The 19,301-nt window shown below is 39.7% G+C and carries 18 protein-coding genes; 12 read left to right on the forward strand and 6 right to left on the reverse strand.

The genetic code is table 11. The features are described from left to right. The first annotated feature begins 97 nt into the window (after nt 1-97). The 9 genes from H589_RS0105530 (at nt 98) to H589_RS19190 (ending at nt 9,081) form a co-directional block, all read left to right on the forward strand. Nucleotides 98-661, forward strand: coding sequence for a GAK system XXXCH domain-containing protein (locus tag H589_RS0105530; protein WP_027721115.1), 564 nt, complete (start codon nt 98-100; stop codon nt 659-661). Between the two features lie 48 nt (nt 662-709). After that, nucleotides 710-1,852, forward strand: coding sequence for a PHP domain-containing protein (locus H589_RS0105535; RefSeq protein WP_035075130.1), 1,143 nt, complete (start codon nt 710-712; stop codon nt 1,850-1,852). A 147-nt stretch (nt 1,853-1,999) separates the two neighbouring features. Continuing rightward, the gene (locus H589_RS0105540) at nt 2,000-2,272 is read left to right on the forward strand and encodes an amphi-Trp domain-containing protein (RefSeq protein WP_027721117.1); all 273 of its coding nucleotides are present in this window, start codon (nt 2,000-2,002) and stop codon (nt 2,270-2,272) included. 2 nt (nt 2,273-2,274) lie between these two features. Further along, nucleotides 2,275-3,933 (forward strand): PhoU domain-containing protein, encoded by a 1,659-nt coding sequence (locus tag H589_RS0105545; protein WP_027721118.1) that lies wholly within the window; start codon nt 2,275-2,277, stop codon nt 3,931-3,933. 27 nt (nt 3,934-3,960) lie between these two features. Continuing rightward, entirely contained in the window at nt 3,961-4,836 is an 876-nt protein-coding gene (locus tag H589_RS0105550) for a GAK system ATP-grasp enzyme (RefSeq protein WP_027721119.1), read from the forward strand. Further along, entirely contained in the window at nt 4,836-5,924 is a 1,089-nt protein-coding gene (locus tag H589_RS0105555) for an HprK-related kinase B (RefSeq protein WP_027721120.1), read from the forward strand. The genes H589_RS0105550 and H589_RS0105555 overlap by 1 nt, the downstream gene beginning before the upstream one ends. Nucleotides 5,925-6,011: 87 nt before the next feature. Next, nucleotides 6,012-7,199, forward strand: coding sequence for a GAK system CofD-like protein (locus H589_RS0105560; protein ID WP_027721121.1), 1,188 nt, complete (start codon nt 6,012-6,014; stop codon nt 7,197-7,199). A 281-nt stretch (nt 7,200-7,480) separates the two neighbouring features. Beyond that, nucleotides 7,481-8,032: a hypothetical protein gene (locus H589_RS0105565; RefSeq protein WP_027721122.1), complete on the forward strand. Its 552-nt coding sequence runs from the start codon at nt 7,481-7,483 to the stop codon at nt 8,030-8,032. Between the two features lie 185 nt (nt 8,033-8,217). Beyond that, complete coding sequence (locus tag H589_RS19190; protein ID WP_051249635.1) at nt 8,218-9,081, forward strand: nitroreductase family protein; 864 nt, start codon at nt 8,218-8,220, stop codon at nt 9,079-9,081. Nucleotides 9,082-9,207: 126 nt separating this feature from the next. Here H589_RS19190 and H589_RS0105575 read toward each other — a convergent pair whose 3' ends face one another. Both H589_RS0105575 and H589_RS0105580 read right to left on the reverse strand, forming a co-directional pair. Beyond that, entirely contained in the window at nt 9,208-9,705 is a 498-nt protein-coding gene (locus tag H589_RS0105575) for a hypothetical protein (RefSeq protein ID WP_027721123.1), read from the reverse strand. A gap of 88 nt (nt 9,706-9,793) precedes the next feature. Next, complete coding sequence (locus tag H589_RS0105580) at nt 9,794-12,925, reverse strand: ATP-binding protein (RefSeq protein WP_027721124.1); 3,132 nt, start codon at nt 12,923-12,925, stop codon at nt 9,794-9,796. A 265-nt stretch (nt 12,926-13,190) separates the two neighbouring features. Between H589_RS0105580 and H589_RS0105585 the strand changes: the two genes are divergently transcribed. Then, complete coding sequence (locus H589_RS0105585; RefSeq protein ID WP_027721125.1) at nt 13,191-13,466, forward strand: DUF2325 domain-containing protein; 276 nt, start codon at nt 13,191-13,193, stop codon at nt 13,464-13,466. Nucleotides 13,467-13,544: 78 nt separating this feature from the next. Here H589_RS0105585 and H589_RS0105590 read toward each other — a convergent pair whose 3' ends face one another. Together H589_RS0105590 and H589_RS0105595 are read right to left on the reverse strand one after the other, a co-directional pair. Continuing rightward, the gene (locus H589_RS0105590) at nt 13,545-14,396 is read right to left on the reverse strand and encodes a deoxyribonuclease IV (protein WP_027721126.1); all 852 of its coding nucleotides are present in this window, start codon (nt 14,394-14,396) and stop codon (nt 13,545-13,547) included. Between the two features lie 31 nt (nt 14,397-14,427). Next, nucleotides 14,428-15,567: a GAK system CofD-like protein gene (locus tag H589_RS0105595; protein WP_027721127.1), complete on the reverse strand. Its 1,140-nt coding sequence runs from the start codon at nt 15,565-15,567 to the stop codon at nt 14,428-14,430. 330 nt (nt 15,568-15,897) lie between these two features. On the opposite strand from H589_RS0105595, the gene H589_RS0105600 reads away from it, so the two are divergent. Next, a complete protein-coding gene (locus H589_RS0105600) occupies nt 15,898-16,503 on the forward strand; it encodes a YqiA/YcfP family alpha/beta fold hydrolase (protein ID WP_027721128.1) in 606 nt (201 codons plus the stop codon). Here H589_RS0105600 and H589_RS0105605 read toward each other — a convergent pair. Together H589_RS0105605 and H589_RS0105610 are read right to left on the reverse strand one after the other, a co-directional pair. Continuing rightward, entirely contained in the window at nt 16,500-17,687 is a 1,188-nt protein-coding gene (locus tag H589_RS0105605) for a GNAT family N-acetyltransferase (RefSeq protein ID WP_027721129.1), read from the reverse strand. The genes H589_RS0105600 and H589_RS0105605 overlap by 4 nt on opposite strands. A 9-nt stretch (nt 17,688-17,696) precedes the next feature. After that, entirely contained in the window at nt 17,697-18,623 is a 927-nt protein-coding gene (locus tag H589_RS0105610) for a LysR family transcriptional regulator (RefSeq protein ID WP_027721130.1), read from the reverse strand. A gap of 243 nt (nt 18,624-18,866) precedes the next feature. On the opposite strand from H589_RS0105610, the gene H589_RS0105615 reads away from it, so the two are divergent. Further along, nucleotides 18,867-19,301 (forward strand): iron-sulfur cluster assembly scaffold protein, encoded by a 435-nt coding sequence (locus tag H589_RS0105615; protein ID WP_027721131.1) that lies wholly within the window; start codon nt 18,867-18,869, stop codon nt 19,299-19,301.

The following is a 19,301-nucleotide window of genomic DNA, read 5'->3' on the forward strand; positions in this document are numbered from 1 at the left end:
ATTCCGCAACAGTTCTGGTATGCATTTCATATAAGCCTATAAGGATTAACCAAATAAATGCATACTTAAAAAATGTATAATGATTAGGAGACCTGCAATGGGCAAAGATAATAAAATTGAAAAAACAATTAATCAGGATGAACTCCCAGATTTTCTGCGCAAAATTGCTGCAGCTCTAGAAAATGGAGCATCTGATGACATCGCTTATCTCGCCGGAATTGAGGACTTTAAAAAGCTCAAAATCAACATTCGCAATGAATATGGACAAACTTCAATAAAAATAAAAGCCAAGCCGTCAAAAGACGAACCATTACTACCAAACGAGCAAGAAACATCAGGTCAGAATAGCGGAAAAACTGTTGCGGAAAAACCGAAATACAGCCTCCTCAAAAAACGTATGCGATCTTCATTTAAAATTATATTTAAAGCTCTACACGGTGGAGAGATGCCTCCAGCTGAAGCTGTAGAAGAATTTATTGCTGACTCTCGCCTTATGGTCAGCTATACAGGCAAAGGTTATGGCGATGAATATTATGACGAATACATTGCAACATGCGGCATTTTCAAGAATGCTTTTGAAAGTGGAGATATTGAATCAGCGCATAAGGCATGCGATGAGCTGAACAATATTAAGGCCCATTGCCACTCAAAATATGATTGAAAAATTTCGACCATAACAACTTCGCAAATAAACAGGATTAAAAACACAATGAATACGACCGCCAGCTGCCCACAGGCAGTAAAAATTTCCCCTGAAATAACTGATGAGGACCGTGCAAGATTCCATGAAGTCATATCTACAGAGCTGGCTGACTGGCAAGTTGAGCAAATTACAACTCCTTCAAAAATATATCCCCGCCAGGAAAAACTCCTTGCCCTGCACTGGCACCCGGAGTTTGTTCCTCTTAGTCTGATTACACAAAGGGTAAATGCCATGTTCCCGAATGTATCGGACAAAATGATGATCCCAACTCAGCATAACGTCCTAATGAGCTATGGAGATTATACTGGCGTTGAAGTTGACTGTTATGCCAGCGGGTTCAACCAGAAAGTCCAATTGCTGCTGCATTTTGAAAATGAAAGAGTTGAAGAGGCACATGTATTGAAGTCAATGCTGGCACACACTTTTAAATATCGGTCATCCCAGCTTTTCGAATATATGGACACTATTACCAAGCCCATAGAAGACCGCATAGATAAAGCTTCCCGCGAAACAGGAGCTGATGAAGATCTGGTAGAAATGGTCAGAGTTTACGTGACCAAACTACAGACAATACTTGATGAGGAATGGTCCAATGTTCCTCGTGAATCTATTAAAAATAAACTGATAAAAAACTACTTTGACGCCATGCGTCCAAAATATGGCGACAACTTGATCAATCGTATTCAAGCCTACCTTAAGGGTGTTAAAAAACTGGTCAAAGCTAATTTCTCCTTAAAGTTCTTTTACAGAGCAACTGAAGTAATCGAAGAAGCCCGCTCTCTGGGTGGATGCGTTGTTATACCGCACCCTGAAGAATTCTGGCCCATCCTGCTGGCAAAATACGATGTTGACGGTATTGAAGTGTGGAATCCACAATCCCAGCGCTACACTGAATTCCTTATCTCAGTGGTAAATGAACAGAACGCAAGCCGCCCATCAGGAAGCAGAGATCTGCTCATTTTTATGGGCGACGACTGCCATATGAGTGAAAAGACAAAATCTCTAGAGACTCAGGATGCAGTCAAAGCTGCCCGCGAGATAGGCCTCCAGCCGGCATGGGATAATCTTAATATAAGAAAGAAACTTATAATTGCAGGGATAGACAGACAATCTGTGATCACTGAATACAGATCCAGATTAGCAAGATAATTAAGATTCACCCAATTCTTAATGTAATCTTCACACAACTGAAACTTATCACTTATACATAAACAACAAGTTTGAATAGCCTTTCAGAACTAGCACATCCGGCTGTAACTCAAATTTTACAACAACCGGAATTCATGGAGATAACTAATGTCAATTGATCAAAAATTTGTATTTGAATCCCTGCAGGATTCAGAAACTATCCGTCAGTTTCTAAAATCTCTAGTAGATGGATTTGATACAGGAAAAATCAGTCTTTCAACAAATGGTGATGAAATTGAACTGACTCCTAAAGGACTTCTTAATTTTTCTGTAAAAGCAAAGAAAAAAGAAACAGACAATAAGATTTCCATCAAGATTTCTTGGAAAGAGTCTAAGGCAAATGCCAGTCCTGTTGCAAAAACAATTAACGTTAATTCATAATTATGTTCACATTCGAAGGCCTTGACGAAAATTTTAAATTCCTCATTATTGAGGTTCTCACTCAGATTAAAGCGACCAGAGCATTTGTAAATTCTCCATCTCGCTCCCTTTTTCGCAAAATAACCTCTCGCGACGATTACATCGACAATTTAAAAACTGTCATTGAAAATAAATGCTATTCCAGAATAAACAGCTCCAAAGATCTGGATAAAAGCATGCTCAATAGAATCAGAGCTATTCAGGTTTCAGCGGTTAACCTCGAACGTATCGGTGATTTTTGCGTAAATATTGTCAACCAGATGGCTTACCTTGAAGACAAAGCATTTATTTTACGTTTTGAGTGCACTGAGGCATTTGACATAATTGAATCCACAACAGAGATTGTTGAAGAAGCCTTCATTCGTGAAGATATGCCTCTGGCTCTCAAAATCTGTAAGTCGGAGTTCAGACTCGATTCATTATACAAAGACAACTTCAACCACGTTCTGGCAGAAATGGGAAGTGGCAAGAATATACCAAACCTTGTCACGATCCTATTTATTTTCCGCTACCTTGAACGAATTGGCGATTCTCTCCTCAACGTAGGTGAAGCTATTATCTTTGCGATTCTTGGAGAACGCATCAAAATTGAACAGTTTGAGTCATTACAGCAAACACTGAGTGTGTCCGGTTATGACGGTTCATTTTCAGATATTGATTTTCAAGGGATATGGGGATCACGTTCAGGTTGCCGTATAGGCCACATTAAGGCCAAAGAAAATGAAGGGGATGAAGGCACCCCTGTAGCTCAGGGTAGTATATATAAAGAAGGAAGCCTTGATAAGATTAAGCAGGAGCAAAATAATCTTAAAATCTGGAATGATAAATTTCCGGGAATGGTACCTGAAGTTTTCGGATTTCATGAAACCCCTGAAGAAAACAAGGGGTCAATGCTGGTGGAATTCCTGCCTGGATGTACTCTGGATACAATGATCCTTACCTCAGATGACACCGATCTTGAAAATGCTCTGTTCACTCTTGAGCAGACTTTACGTCATATCTGGATAACGACCAAAAAAGACAATCCCTTACAGACAACTTTTATGGAGCAGCTTCGATCCCGTCAGAACGGAGTGTTGCAAGTTCATCCTGAATTCAACCGCAACACCAGACAACTTGGAAACACTGAAATATGCTCCTCTGAAACTTTGATAAATGAATGTATATCAATTGAAGAGTCTATCCCCGCCCCTTTCAGTGTTTTTATCCATGGTGATTTCAACTGTAACAACGTTGTATATACCAATGCGGACGAACGAATCAGATTTATTGACCTCTATCGTTCGCGCGATTTCGACTACATTCAAGATGTGTCTGTTTTTCTGGTCTCAGGCTTTCGCATGCCTGTATTTGACCGACCAATTAGAAATAAGATCAATTCCGTAATCTCACGGTTCTATTGTTTTGCTGAAGAGTTTGCACAAGAACAAAATGATAACACATGGCAGGCTCGCCTTGCATTGGCACTGGCCCGCTCTTTTTATACATCCACTCGCTTTGAATTCAATTACGCTTTTTCAAAAGAAATGTTCAATCGCTCAATGTTTCTGCTTGAAAAAGTCAGCCGTTTCAACGGTAAATGGAAGGATTTTATTCTGCCTGAAGACATTCTCCACTATTAATTTTTTAGCAGAGACAAGGGATTAGCTATGAAAATAGGTGTAATAGGACTCAAAGAGGCTTGGTCGTCGGAGCAGCTTGCTGAAGCTGTTGCCAGAAAAACTGGTCAGAAAAAAATGATTTTCGAAATGCAGGATGTAAGACTTGACCTGCCATCAGGTAAAGCAATTGTTGAGGGACACGATCTTTCAACTTTTGACGCACTCATCATTAAGAAAATTGGCAGGCAATATTCCCCGGACCTGCTGGACCGTCTTGAAATGCTGCGAATGCTTGAAGGGCGTGGAGTTAAAATCTTCTCATCGCCCTACTCCATACTCAGAGTTCTGGACAGACTGACCTGCACCATTTCCCTGCAGCTAGGAAATATCCCTATGCCGCCCACCACAATAACGGAAGATGTTGATCATGCTTTAGCCGCAGTAGAAGAATACGGTGAAGCAGTCTTCAAGCCTTTATACAGTACAAAGGCACGCGGAATGTTTGTCCTTAAACCAGGCCCAACGGCACGGGGAACAGTAGAAGAGTATCACAAGCTATACTCAACAATGTATATTCAGAAAACCATTGATCTCAATAATAGTGATCTGGGAATTGTTTTTCTCGGCGGTGAGTATCTGACGACGTATGCGCGCTGCAAGACAACAGATTCGTGGAATACAACCACAGTAAATGGCGGGAAATATGCCCCCATTGATCCTCCCCAGGAAATAATTGATCTCGCACAAAAAGCTCAGGCTATTTTCAATCTTGATTTTACCTGTGTCGACGTTGCTATAACAAAAGATGGCCCCTTTATATTTGAAGTATCAGCTTTCGGCGGATTCAGAGGTCTGCTTGAAGCCAGAGGTATCGACGCCGCATCCCGATACGTAGACTACGTAGCTAAAAAGGTTGGAGCATAATGAACCAGAGTAAGATTACACGAGCAGAAGTTGTAAGAAAATACCGCAACACACTTCCAGCTATCTACTCAATTTTTATTGATTTCGGAGGTTGTATTGTTGAAACAAAAGTTAACAATCAGGAATTGCTTTCCGACCTTAAAAATTATTTCAAAGAATTTATTGTAAATGCTGACAAAGGAGACATCCTGATAACGGCACACGAGTGTCCTGCTTTGGACCTCGGCCTTAAATATAATGTAAAGCAGCCAGATCCAGGTAAGACCAAAATTAAAGAAGAATTTGCCGACCTTTCAGACGGTCGCATTGTTTATAAACGTTTGACAGGAATGATCTTCGCATTCGGTGAAGATGAAAATATTGCCCTTGGACCATGCATTAAAAACTCTAATCAGGTTATCAACTTTATTAATAACCGCTTCATTGAGTATAAACTTAACCAAGGCAATTTCCTTGGACATGCTTCTGCCGTTATTGACAGTGGACGGGCAATAGCCATTGCAGGATTCTCAGGAATGGGAAAATCTACACTTGCCCTCCACCTAATGAGCCGCGGAACAACTTTTATAAGTAATGATCGTGTAATGATTGAAGAAAATGAGGATAATATAACTGTATACGGAGTTGCTAAACAGCCACGCATAAACCCCGGAACTGCCCTCAACAACCCGGATCTTTCTTGTATCATTGCTCCTGAAGACAAAGCAAAATTTATGGATCTCCCTAAAGCTGAACTCTGGGAACTCGAACACAAGTACGATGCACTGATTGACGAATGCTATGGTAAAAACAAATTCATTCTGCGCGCACCGATGAACGGATTGGTAATTCTCAACTGGCAGAGGGATAAGAAGCAAACAACTATAGAAATTGTTGATCCGCACGAACGCAAGGACCTGCTGCCTGCCTTCATGAAAGGCACAGGACTTTTCTACCGTCCTGATTCAGAAGACAAAGAAGTTGATCCTGATATTGACTCCTATGCAGAAATTCTGTCAAAGACTACTCTGATTGAGATCAGCGGAGGTGTTGATTTCGATAAAGCAGCCGATGCCTGCCTCAAATTTATGCAGACAGGTTCTCTTTAGATTCTTAAAGTCGATGCACCGTCCTGCTATGAAATGCGGACAGCGTACTAAATATCAGGCTGGGACAAACTCTATATAGGGGAAAAAATGAGAATCAAAATAGAAAGGGAAGTAAAAGTTCCTGATCCTATCAAGCTCGAACGCTATAGAAGAACTCCCGATCTCGGCCCTAAAATTCTATTTTTCAGCGGTGGAACAGCGCTTAAAAAGACATCGACAGAAATTACCCAGTACACCCATAATACAATCCATATAATCACCCCTTTTGATTCAGGCGGAAGCTCAGCTGTTATTCGTAACAAGTTCAAAATGCTTGCAGTAGGTGATATCCGCAACAGACTTATGGCTCTTGCTGATCAGTCAGTACTGGGCAACCCAGCCATATACAAACTCTTCGCCTACAGACTTCCCAAGGATGCTGATGAAACAGAACTGCACGCCGAGTTTGAACAACTTATGTCCGCCCGGCATCCTTTGGTAAAAGACATCCCTGCCCCCATGCGTAAAATTATTCGCAACCACTTCATACAGTTTGCCGACATTATGGATGATTTTAATTTACGAGGAGCAAGTATAGGTAACATTATTCTTACTGCCGGGTACATGGCCAACCGCAAACACATCGATCCGGTTATCTACATTTTTTCCAAACTTGTTGAAGTACGTGGTATCGTCCGCCCGACGATTAATAAAGATATACATCTGGCCGCAGAACTTGAAGATGGTTCTTTCGTTGTAGGACAACACCTGTTGACCGGCAAAGAATCAAGCCCCATTGATTGCGGCATTAAAAAACTTTGGCTGGCTGAAAAGCTTAATGACTCTACTCCGTGCAAAGTTGAAATACGCCATAAACTTGCAAAACTTATCAAAAGTGCAGAACTTATATGCTATCCACTGGGAAGTTTCTATTCCAGTGTAGTCGCAAATTTACTCCCCACTGGAGTGGGTAATGCTATTAAAAACAACAGATGCCCCAAAGTCTTTACTCCGAACACTGGAAGTGACCCTGAACTTAAGGGGCACTCACTGACAGACCAGATTAATAAACTTTTGTACTATCTTCGCAAAGATGATCCTGATAAAATCGAAATAAGTGATGTTCTGAACTTTATACTGGTTGATTCCGTGAACGGGATATACCCCGGCGGGGTTGATAGAAATGAAATCAATAAACTAGGTATTCAGGTTATTGACTGTGAATTGATAAGTAAGAAAAGTGCGCCGTATCTTGATGCCTCTCTCCTATCCAAGGCTTTATTATCTCTAACTTAACTTACCAAACTTAATTAATGGTAAGTAAAAAAACACTCTATCTATACTTTTTCATAAAAAATAAATATTATATTTAATTACATTACTTAAAAGACTACTTTTATATATTATGCAACATTAAATATGTATTTTAATCGAATATTTTAATGCAAATACCACGACACAACTATGCCACAGATTGACTTTATGGCTTTAATACATACTATATAAGAGTAGGAGTGTATCTAAAAACAGACAACTAAAACTGCATCCTTCGTGTGAGCACGTCGCAGGAGGATATTATGACGCTAACTACTATCAAGACCGTATTTATTATAATTTTGACATCATTGCTGCTAATTATAACTAGTACATTATCACACGGAGCAAGCTTCAAGTTTGCCTTGGAAAATCAGGGAAAAACTTGGCAGCTTGGTAATTCTCACCATCTTGGCCTGCTGGGATTCACTGATCTTACTGCCAGCTCAACCTTTACTCTTTCTGAAATTATCAATCACATTGATCTTGGAACACCTGTTAAATTCTATGCAGGACCAGGAATGCCAAGTCTTGTTGAATATACCGAGTTAACTCCTGAAACAGTATTTGACTATACTGCAATTCCCGGACAGCAGAGTGTTAATGACGCATTCTATATTGAATTTGATTCTAACAAAGTACATTTTGAACATTTTGGTTTTACTGGAGGCAAAACGTTAGTAGCAGATGGCAAACTTGGTAGCCTTGATAGTGTCCCTGCCCCTATTCCTATACCTGCAACATGGATGATCGCAGTAACAGGACTCATGTTCATAATACTTGCCAAATATAAACTTAATCCAATCCACAAATAACACTCTCAACCGCCCCGCCATGGGGCGGTTGACTTTTGTACGAAAAAGAGTCTTGCCAACTACCCAAAAAGAACTATTTTATACCAAGTCATTTATTTTCAATAAGCTATGAAACAGTGTCACAGAAAATATTCCCATATTTTACAACATACTGATTAAACAGCTGATATTAACATGAGATAAAAATGTTACCAATACAAATTGATCACACTCTTTGCAAAGCTGATGGACTTTGCGTTCATGAATGCCCACTTGCTGTACTTATGATATCCGAAAAAGGAAAAGCTCCGGTTATTAACCCCAAAAAAATGAACTATTGCATAAATTGCGGTCACTGTGCTGCAATATGTCCCACTAACGCCATAACCATTACTGCATTTGAAGACCAATCTTCAATCCCAATTAATCATGCAGGTATGCCTGACTTCAGCTCAGTTGAAAATTTGATGAAAAGTAGACGTTCTATCCGCAAATTTAAAAAAACAGCTCTCACAGCTAAACAGGTTGAAGAACTTATCCACCTTGCGGCCTATGCTCCGTCAGGTCACAATGCCCACCCCGTATCATGGTCAGTCATAAACTCATCTGACAAAATGCAGGAACTGACTTTAATCGCAGTAGAATGGATGGAAGAAATGGTGAGACAAAAAAGCCCCCTAGCGAAAAAACTTTTTCTATCAGGTCTCATTAACGCATATAAAAACGGTAATGACGCGATCAGCCGCAACGCTCCGACCATCGCCGCAGCATGGGCTCCTAAACAAGGGATCACTCCTCAGACAGATACAGTGATAGCAACTACATATCTTGAACTTGCAGCACATGCCCAGAACATAGGTACCTGCTGGGCCGGATATATTATTCTGGCTGCATCATATAGCGAAAAAATTCGCAATTTTCTTGGCATTCCGAAAGATCATATGCTCTATGGAGCACTGCTACTTGGTTATCCGGCAGTAAAATACAAAAATTCACCGCCAAGACACAAAGCTGAAGGAAAAAAAACAGAATTCGGAACTATATTCCATGCTCGTCTCAACGGACATTAAGAGATATCTAACGTGGCTTTAAAAAACAGAAAAGTAGTTTACATAGATTGCTTCTCGCAATACTCAGTCTTTCAAATAAGTTAAATCTGCTCCAAAATTTTTGTGGGAACCAATATCGTACAAACCTTAATCACGTTCGATCTGTTTCCCGGGCATGAAAGCTGTGCGCAAAAATTTTGGAGTGAAAATTCGAAGTGGATTTTTGACAAGAGTATCAGGCATTACATGATACCAGCGATAACCTAGCCTGTAATATACTTTTTTAGCGAGACATCCATAGCCGCTTTGTTTGGCGGCCCATATTGCAGCATCCCGCTGACAACGGGAGGACGCTACGGCTTTAAAAATTTTGTCGCTATAGCCTTTATCAACAAGCATTTTGCGGATACGCATATATTCACGATAACGGCTGATAATATCAGCAATAGAAAAAAAAGCTCCGGTTCCCCAGCTCATGGCAATAGCAATAGAAGTAACAAACCCGAGACTGTGCCCAACTCGATAAAATTCCGCAGCAAGCCACGCAAGTGTAACAACCATCCCCATACAGAGTCCCAGAACCAGATGAGGTAATGGCGCAACCCGCAAGTAATTATATTTTCTGTGTGCAATATTCTTTATCATCACTGCTTAATTTTAAACGATTCAAAAGGATTATTTCATATACACAAGAAGAGAGATTCAATTCTACCCATCGGTATTCAAAAAACATTTAACCTGACACTTTATCTGGAGAATTGGAAAGCTCAACTGCAACATTAAGTTCTGCAAGAAGTTCTTCCACATTAAAAGGCTTAACAATTCTTGAATCCATACCGCTTTTAATGCACTGCTCAATAAAATCAGCTCCACTGTTAGCAGTAAGAGCAACAATTCGCACCGTGGAATGAAAGTTTCTTATAGCGGTGGTAGCATCCAAACCATCCATAACCGGCATCTGGATATCCATAAAAACTATGTCAAAATCATCAGATTTTTTTATAAGATCAACAGCTTCCTTACCATTTCCAACAATTATATAATCAGTTACGCCATTCTTATCAAAAATCTTACGAAGTAAAATTTGATTCATCTTGCTGTCTTCAGCAACAAGCACTTTAATTCCAGAATAATCTGGAGCAACTTTGTCTAATACGAAATTTTGTTGTCCCTCGTCGATTTCTGCAGAACAGACCTCAAGATAGAGAGTGAAGGTAAAAGTAGCTCCCCCTTTTGCATTATTACGTGCAGAAAGCTCTCCACCAAGATGCTTCACTAACCGATTACAGATAGCCAGGCCAAGCCCGGTTCCTCCGTATTGTCTGGTAATGCTCGGATCGGCCTGTACAAAAGACTTAAAAAGAGACTCTGCTCCTTGGACAGGCAGTCCTATTCCGGTATCACTCACTTCAAATAAAATTTCAACTTTTTCGCCAGGTACTGGATGTGATAAGGACCTGCATTTAAGTGTAACCTCACCTTCATTGGTAAACTTCACAGCATTACCCAGCAGGTTTACCAGCACCTGCCGAACTCTTAGCAAATCAACCTTTACACAAGATGGAATATTCTCGGTTTCCAACAAAACTTCAAGTTTTTTATTCCGGGCTCCAATATCCATCACATCGCGCATTTCCTTTAAAAAGGCAGGAAGATCTGCATTTTCCTCAGAAAGCTCCATGTGAACGGTATCGTACTTAGAAAAATCGAGTATATCGTTAACTATAACCAACAAACTGTCGACAGATGATTTTATAAGACGCAGGTTCTCCTGCTGATCTTCATCCAGTTTCGAACCTTGAAGTAATTGAACCATCCCTTTAATAGCATTCATAGGAGTTCGAAATTCATGACTCATATTTGCAAGAAAGTGTCCCTTAGCCTCGTTAGCTTTCTGAGCCTTATCGTTGCTTATGCGTAACTCATTTTCAACATGTTTAAGTTCAGAAATATCCTCGACAGTAGCCAGAACACGACCCCATGTTTTTTCATAACCAGGAACAATAATACAATTTATTATAAAGAACTGTTCTCTTCCATCTTTGCGAAACAGGTGAACATCACTCCGATGCCTAACTTTACCGGATGCGAAATCCAGAAGAATTGTCCTGAAAAACCGCCACCCTCTAGCTGTTACATAGGCTGAAAAGCCTCTTTCTATCAGCTCTTCTCTTGTATGAACACTCAAAAATTTTATGGCAAGATTATTTGTATCAAGAACTTTGACAAGGCTTACACATTCAGCCACATCATCCATATTACCAAGTAAATCATCTCTCAGCAATTTTGTGTTTTTTTCTCCATATATATCAAATGTATCTTTAAGAGCAGAAAAATCCATTTCCCAGAGAGCAACTGGAGAATTTTCAAACAACGAGCGAAACCTTTTCTCACTGCTGATAAGTTCCCTCTCTGCCTTTTTTCGGGAAGTAATATCGATAGCAAATCCTTCAAGATATGAAGATAAACCGGGTTCGCCTTCAACAAGTCTGAAATCACACGAAAGCCATATCTTTGTCCGATCTCTACGATAGCATTGAACTATATATCCAGAGACCTTTCCTGATAAATTAAGCCGACGAAGCTCGGCGTCCCATCCATCAGAATTTACTAAAACATCAGTACGCATATCCGTTACTGATATTATAAATTCTTCTTGGTCATCGTAGCCTAAAATATTTGCATACGCATTGTTAACAGTAAGATAACCACCATCCATGGTAATTTGAAAAATACCAACCGGTGCATTGTCAAAAATATCTCTATATCGAATTTCGGCCCTTTTACGTAAGGCATCAGCAAGCCTTCTACTCTTTATCTCCTGCTCAAGCTTTTCTTTTTCTCTACTTACAGCGGCTTCACGCTTGGCTGCCTCTAAAATTCTGGTTTCATATATGTGCCTATTAAAAATAATACGCACAATTGAATAACAGCAACTGGCAACTGCCATAAAAATAAACAGAGAAATAAACAAATGCATTCTCAGACTTAAAAAACCAAAAATTCTCTGTTCCTTAACTAATGAAATAATACTCATAGAAGTACCATAGACAGGAGATGAAGTGGCAAGATAATCTAATTTACGATCTGATTTTGCGTTGCTCAACACAGTCAAGCCCTTCCACTCCTTTAGTGCATCCATAAGAAGTAACTGAGCACTATTTCGGGCAGACATGTCCGATATTGCAACAATGGCTTCACCTGCACGTAAAAAGTCACTACCGGCTACAGGAGAGGTAAATATATCTTTTAAATTATCATGCAGGGCTTCGATACGAATCCAAGCCACGACAGTTCCGATCTCTCCACCTGCACCTATAACAGGTACTCCCATAACCAGAGCCATAACTCCATCGGACTCACCTGCAGAATAAGCTATGTCGCTCCCTGTAACCAGATACCGTTTATACTCAGAATTCTCCCCCATAAAGACGCACTCGCTATCGGTATCAATCAGCATTCTGCCATCTGAATCTAGAAGAATAATTTGAGAGTAAATTTGCTCCTTCCCAGTATTTTTTTCGCTGATTGTCTTATAAAATACATTGCAAACTCTCTTTAAAATATCAGGAGTTACAGATGCATATCCAGCTATGTATCTATCTTTCTCAACAACTAATTTTTGAACATCCTCGTTAGAACTAAGTGTTTTTAATTCCAGTGCCCTATTTGAAAAAAAAGAACTTACAGCCATAGCCCTTTTTGCTGATCCACCTGCAAAAAGTTCGCGAGCAGCATTCCGGACTTGTATCTGGGATGAATAACTAGACCACAAGGCATACCCCACTATACCTGTGAAACAAATTAATGCGCTGATAAGTATCAGACGATACCTGCTATATTCGATGCCTTGCTGATTTTTCATATTCGTAACGTATTTTCCAATTCACCCAAAAAAGAATCTATATAAAATAGTTAGCTCAAGAATAAGGGATCAAACTAAATGTAACTTAAAAAAACAAAAAAACAAAAAAATTATTCTTTTACAGCTTACCCCATATCGATAAAAGCTTCATCAATTGAAAAGAATAAATTCACTTTTTTTTATGAGGTTAAAAATAATCTTTTTAATTGACATTGAAATTCATTTTCAATAGAACAAACTTAACTTCAAAAACAAGGAGATCAAAATGTGTGCAGCTCTTATCGGTGGAATGGATAGACTCAAAAGGGACTATATAGTTTCTGCAAAAGAACAAGGTGTAAAACTTAAGGTCTTCACGGGAAAAGAAAATAAAGTTTCCGCAAAACTTGGCAGTGCAGATCACGTTATTATTTTTACCAACCAAATATCCCACGCAGCTAAAAAAGATATCGTTAAATACACAAAGTCAAAACAGATCCCGCTGCATATGTTTCACTCATGCGGAGTAACAACACTGAAGAACTGCCTTGAGAATTTATAGTATGAGAGAAACAGCGAAAGACAGTATTTATAATGTCTTTCGCTGCCTTGAAATAACTTCAAAAAATATTGCTTACTGCTACTCGTGAAGCGACCGGAGAAGTTCAATATTCTTTTTATCAAATTTAAAGTCAGTGTCATCACCTTTAGGTGTTTCAATCACTTTAGGAATTGTGGAAAAGCGGGAGTCGTTAATAATATATTTAAATCCGTCAATGCCGATACGACCTTGTCCTATATGCTCATGCCTGTCCTTATGTGAACCAAGCCCCTCTTTACAATCATTAAGATGAAAAAGTCGCAGAAAATCTAGTCCTATCAACTTGTCAAATTTATTAAAGACTTCTTCACAGCTTTCCGCTGTGCGTAAATCATACCCTGCAGCAAATGCATGGCAGGTATCAAAGCACACTCCCATTCTGCTGGTGTAACCGGAATTTTCAAGAATGGTTGCAAGTTCTCCGAATCTGCTACCCAGATTTGTACCCTGTCCCGCAGTATTCTCAATCAGTACACGAACCTCGGCAGTCTCTGACAAGGCAATCGCTTCATCAAGATTTGCAACATACCTCTCAAGGGCTTCTACCTTTCCAGACCCGAGATGCGATCCAGGATGGGTCACGATGTACTCAATCCCTAATGATTCAGTCCGCCGAAGTTCCTGCGCAAAAGCTTTTACTGACTTTGCTGCACCTTCAGGCTTGGGTGAAGCTAGATTGATAAGGTAGGAATCATGCACTGAAACAGGGTAATTCCCCCAATCCTGACGCAACCTTTTAAAATTCTCTATAACATCTTCTTCAAGAGGTTTAACTTTCCACTGCCGCTGATTGCGAGTAAAAATTTGTAACGCTGTTCCGCCTACAGCAATTATTCTCTCCACAGCCTTGTCCACGCCTCCAGTAATAGGCATATGGGCACCGATATACATAAATAATAAAATCCTTGCTTGTTATGTTCTTCTACAATTCATTACGTAGCGCCAAATCCATAAGTTCCTGACCTAGCAACTCTGGATCAATCAGCCCATCAGAGTCTTCTGAAACAAGTCTGCGGTCAATCACTTTTATCGGTAACTTTCCAAGTTCTTCCATATTAATGTCTTCCTGATAGTTACCATTTTCAGAATCAATCAAAATAGCATTGAGCACACTTTCCGGCTTAATGGCATAGCCGTTATCTAATCTCAAAACTTCCAGCAACCGTTCAACCTGAAGTGCCAGATCATGCCCTATGAGTTCAGGATCATATCCCATGTTGGGAACAAAAATCTTTGGTGCAGGATTAAGTGAAATTGTTTGACCAAGACCGTGCGGGGATAATGCAGCCAGCAAGCTGGAATAAAAACTGCCCATAGGATAAACTATCATATCAGCTTCTTTGATTAACATCATGGCTAAAGAAGAAGCGTGTACTGCACGTGGCCATGGATCGTTAACACCTGAACAAATCCACATCCCGTCAATGGGCGCGGGAACGGGATCAAATTCTTTTCCCGTAAACAAATGCTGGCCGGCAAGAATTTCTCCATTTTGCAAGCGTACAGCAAGATGCCCATTATCAATAGTGGAAGCACGAACTATACCGCGAGCACCTATTAAACGTGAAAATTGAGCAATAGGCGGGGCAAGAACTCGCTGGTGAGACATAAATCCGGCTGCAAGAATAATATTACCCAGACATGCATTTGCAGGGTTATAACTATCTCCTGCCAAATCAATAAAGAGCGAAAATCTATCAGCTAAAATATTGCGAACAACATCAGAAAAGCCACTCATAAGCGGATGGGAGCCAGAGGCAAGATGGGAAAGCTCTCTGTGCAGAAAAATTTTATCTGCAATCCTCGGTAATCGGGTAGATAGAAGTCTTACTATATTTTCCTTATCAGGACTCTTAATATCAGCCAACGCAATTAATCTATTGCGGACATCTCCAACTGCAGGCATATCAAATAAATCACGCAAATCAGCAGAGCTGCCACCTGAATCAAAAGTAGTTATAATATAAGAACATGCAGGATTTATATCAGCAAGATACGCAGCAAGTCCATTCAGAGCAGTACCACCGCTGAAAAAGATAATTCCCGGATGCTTATTTTCCATAACAGCTCCATCAAAGATAAAATAAAAACAATAGTAAACAGTATGCCTGCAAATAGAAAATACGTCCACACAGTTATATATTGACTTCACGCATATAATAAAAACAGCTTCTATAAATTTAAACAGCTAAGTTCGTGCAAATTCCAGTATTTCAATTTATTGCTAATTTTTTATTCATATCAGCTTAAAGCAATGTTCCCCGATTAATTAAATATTTTCATATGGTAATATAAGCTACTTGACTTGCACAGACAAACTGTTTCAATTAAAAAAGAAAAAAGAACTGCTTTCTTAACTAATTTCAAATACTCGCAATAATCCGGTATAAAAATGAAAAATATCTTTTTGAACATTCATGGATTCGGCTCATCTGGAAACAACTCCAAAGCGCAAGCACTTACTGATTCATACCCTGATCATGAATTAATCAGCCCGGACCTCCCCCCAAACCCGCAAGAATGTCTTAAAATTCTAGATGAAATAATAACACCAAACAAAAACCGTCCTCTTATAATGCAAGGATCATCTATGGGCGGACTTTACGCACTTGTAATGCACATACGGCACGGCATCCCTGCATTACTTATTAATCCTGCTCTCGCTCCGTCAATTCTTATTGAGATGCGTCTAGGTGATACTTATGGGTTTTCTAATGGCGATGAAATTGTAATCTCAACTGAGCATGTCGAACAGTTTGCTGAAGTTGAAAAAGAAATTGAACAAGGAATTTCAGACAAAAAAATTGTCGGTAATAAGGTCATTGCCCTTATCGGCGAGCAGGATGAAGTTCTTGACCAAAATGTTATGAAAGAAATTTTAAAACAGGCAGGAATTGAAATAATTTCATATGATACAGACCACCATTTCACTGGATTTGATAAAGTAGTCGTAAGTGATGCCAAAGTCCGTAATCTATTACTTAGAAAATTTAATTAGGCATCTTCGTCTGTAGGGATTTTTCCGAACGGCATAAGTTTGTTCATCTCAGTTATATAACCGTTTTCAAGTGTATTTACTTCCTGAATATAGGTTTTAAAAGTCAAATCCATTGAACGTTCCGTGAACTTGTGCAAACTGTATGAAGGAGTGGAAAAAAAACCACGACGAGCTTTATGTTCTCCCCCCATGCCAGGATCATAAGTGCGAATACCGTTGGCAATAGCCCACTCTATTGGAGTGTAGTAACAAAGCTCAAAATGGAGAAACCGAACTTCCTCGAAGCAGCCCCAGTACCTGCCCCAAAGCTTATCTCCCGAAAAAACATACATAGAAAAAGCAATAGGATCAGGATTATCCCCTGAATAAGCTACAATAAAAAGGAGATTCTCACGCATACTTTTTTTCAATCCTCGAAAAAAATCAGCATTGAGATACTTACAGCTCCAGACACCAAATTTATCATTTGTCGACTCATAACATGCATACATCATAGAGAAATATTCTTCCGGTATTTCATAACCCGTTAACGTTTCAATACGTATATCTTCATTTCTAAGAGTCTTACGTTCTCTTCGAACAGTTTTACGACGATTACTGTTCAGTGTAGTTAACCAATGATCAAAATCACGAAAATCATTATTTCTCCACACATATCCCTGATGCTGCCATGCTGCATATCCGTATTTATCCATCCCGGAAACCCAATCGGTATCAGCAAAATTAAAGGCGCAGCTTCCTAATCCGTTTACTGAACAAAAACGATCAATTGTGTGGCATATGATATCGGTAATCTTAGCAGAACAAACGTCGTCAGCTATAAGGAATTTATACCCGGAAGCAGGAGTAAAGGGACTCATACCGACCACTTTAGGATAATAAGCAATGCCTCCTTTCTGAGCCACTTCAAACCAGACTCTATCAAAAATAAACTCTCCATCACTCTGGTCTCGCACATATAATGGAGCCAGCCCAACTAACCTTCCTTCAGTTCGAACCAGAAGATGAGCAGGTAACCATCCTGTTTCAGGAGAGGCACTCTTACTTTGTTCCACCAGCCTCAGCCAGTTCCACTCCAAAAATGGGAATTGAGCTGGTTTTGCCAGTTTGTCCCATTCTTCTTGTTCCACTTCGGTCACTGACGGAACCCATGAAACTTCATAACCATCTAGTATATCAGTCATTACCGACCTTCAAGGAGTCTCAGAAGAGACAATTTCATTTGCAAAAAAATCCGACACAGAAAAATAAGCAGCTACCTGCTCCATAAAAACAGCAGCAGTATTGGAATACTCGTCACTTTTCCATACCATAAAAATATCCATACTTGGAAAATCGTCCTGCAAGGGAACAAGTGCAATACCCTTACGGGTTATGTGGCTGTTCTCCGGCAAAAATGTAACCCCCATACCAGACGCAATCAAAGCAGAAGCTCCGGAAAGGCCCGAAATTTCCTGACTAATCGCCGGAGAAAAGCCTTTGGAAGTAAACATTTTCATTATGGCGTCATGTAAATCTGGCTGCCCGGCTCGTGGAAACATAATCAAATTTTCCTGAGCAATTTCCTCTAATGATACACTATCCTTTTGCGTAAAGATATGATCTTCCGGTACAGCAAGAATATGCTTCTTAGAAAAAAGCTTTACTGAAGAAAGTTCTTCCATGGCATAATGAAATATAGTTGAAAACCCTAAATCAAGTTTCCCGGATCTTATATTCTCAAGCTGATTTGAAGTTCCAAACTGACTGAACTGGACAGATACACCTGGATACTTACTACTGAAAGATCTTACTGCCTCAGGAAGAAGACTGTCCATGGCTGTCTCGGTAAATCCGACTTTAATATTGCCGTACTCCCCTTTAGACATACGCGCGACTGTAGATGCTGCCTCCTGTGCCTGCTCAAGAATAGAAACAGCCTGTCTGTAAAAATATCTACCTTCATTAGTAAGCCATACCTTACGGCTGTTACGCTCCAGAAGTCTTGCGCCAATCTCTTCTTCCAGAGATTTAATCTGCTGTGAAAAAGGAGGTTGTGCAATATGCACTCGGCGTGCAGCTCTTCCAAAATGAAGTTCTTCAGCAACGGCAACAAAATATCTGAGCTGTCGTAATTCCATAATTCCCAACCGACATCTGTGACAGATGTAGTATTTACAGTAAAAATTGCCCAATACAATATGACATCTAAAACCCAATATGAAATACCTATGCTTCCCCTACTTGGTATTCAACAATAAATTAAGCTTAATTACAACACGTATATATGATTGATTATGCGGAACATGGATGTGAAGACTTTATTGCTTTTTTTTTCATGCTGAGTCACTTTCGATTTTCACTATTTGAATAAGGAGTTTTTTATGATTGATCCCTTAGATTTCCTTCTCGACGACATTGAACAGCAATATGAAGATGCTGCCCTTGAAATGTTTGGCGAAGAAACAACCAAGCGCTGGAAACAACCTGCATTTGCCCGCATAATGGATGGCCCGGACTGTGTTGGAGAAATGCATGGAGAATGTGGTGACACCATTAAGATTTTCTTAAAAATTAATGATGGTATTATCAGTGACGCAACATTTTTTACAACAGGATGCGGGCCGAGTATTGTCAGTGGAGATATTGCTTGTGAAATGTCCATTGGGAAAAGTGTAGATAAGGCTTCTGAAATTGATGGGGAAGATATTCTAAAAGGCCTTGGAGGTCTTCCAGATGATAAAACCCACTGTGCTCACCTAGCATCTTCAGCTCTTCAAGAAGCATTAGGAGACTGGATGAGTAAAAAATGTTCTTAA

The organism is Maridesulfovibrio zosterae DSM 11974, assembly GCF_000425265.1.
GTDB lineage: Bacteria > Desulfobacterota > Desulfovibrionia > Desulfovibrionales > Desulfovibrionaceae > Maridesulfovibrio > Maridesulfovibrio zosterae.

What these genes read in the sequence shown, in the direction of transcription:
- H589_RS0105600 (WP_027721128.1), top strand. Translation starts at nt 15,898, where the DNA reads ATGAAAAATATCTTTTTGAACATTCATGGATTCGGCTCATCTGGAAAC.
- H589_RS0105550 (WP_027721119.1), top strand. Translation starts at nt 3,961, where the DNA reads ATGAAAATAGGTGTAATAGGACTCAAAGAGGCTTGGTCGTCGGAGCAG.
- H589_RS0105565 (WP_027721122.1), top strand. Translation starts at nt 7,481, where the DNA reads ATGACGCTAACTACTATCAAGACCGTATTTATTATAATTTTGACATCA.
- H589_RS0105615 (WP_027721131.1), top strand. Translation starts at nt 18,867, where the DNA reads ATGATTGATCCCTTAGATTTCCTTCTCGACGACATTGAACAGCAATAT.
- H589_RS0105540 (WP_027721117.1), top strand. Translation starts at nt 2,000, where the DNA reads ATGTCAATTGATCAAAAATTTGTATTTGAATCCCTGCAGGATTCAGAA.
- H589_RS0105590 (WP_027721126.1), bottom strand. Translation starts at nt 14,396, where the DNA reads ATGTATATCGGTGCCCATATGCCTATTACTGGAGGCGTGGACAAGGCT.
- H589_RS0105535 (WP_035075130.1), top strand. Translation starts at nt 710, where the DNA reads ATGAATACGACCGCCAGCTGCCCACAGGCAGTAAAAATTTCCCCTGAA.
- H589_RS0105610 (WP_027721130.1), bottom strand. Translation starts at nt 18,623, where the DNA reads ATGGAATTACGACAGCTCAGATATTTTGTTGCCGTTGCTGAAGAACTT.
- H589_RS0105560 (WP_027721121.1), top strand. Translation starts at nt 6,012, where the DNA reads ATGAGAATCAAAATAGAAAGGGAAGTAAAAGTTCCTGATCCTATCAAG.
- H589_RS0105545 (WP_027721118.1), top strand. Translation starts at nt 2,275, where the DNA reads ATGTTCACATTCGAAGGCCTTGACGAAAATTTTAAATTCCTCATTATT.
- H589_RS0105555 (WP_027721120.1), top strand. Translation starts at nt 4,836, where the DNA reads ATGAACCAGAGTAAGATTACACGAGCAGAAGTTGTAAGAAAATACCGC.
- H589_RS0105605 (WP_027721129.1), bottom strand. Translation starts at nt 17,687, where the DNA reads ATGACTGATATACTAGATGGTTATGAAGTTTCATGGGTTCCGTCAGTG.
- H589_RS0105530 (WP_027721115.1), top strand. Translation starts at nt 98, where the DNA reads ATGGGCAAAGATAATAAAATTGAAAAAACAATTAATCAGGATGAACTC.
- H589_RS0105585 (WP_027721125.1), top strand. Translation starts at nt 13,191, where the DNA reads ATGTGTGCAGCTCTTATCGGTGGAATGGATAGACTCAAAAGGGACTAT.
- H589_RS19190 (WP_051249635.1), top strand. Translation starts at nt 8,218, where the DNA reads ATGTTACCAATACAAATTGATCACACTCTTTGCAAAGCTGATGGACTT.
- H589_RS0105580 (WP_027721124.1), bottom strand. Translation starts at nt 12,925, where the DNA reads ATGAAAAATCAGCAAGGCATCGAATATAGCAGGTATCGTCTGATACTT.
- H589_RS0105575 (WP_027721123.1), bottom strand. Translation starts at nt 9,705, where the DNA reads ATGATAAAGAATATTGCACACAGAAAATATAATTACTTGCGGGTTGCG.
- H589_RS0105595 (WP_027721127.1), bottom strand. Translation starts at nt 15,567, where the DNA reads ATGGAAAATAAGCATCCGGGAATTATCTTTTTCAGCGGTGGTACTGCT.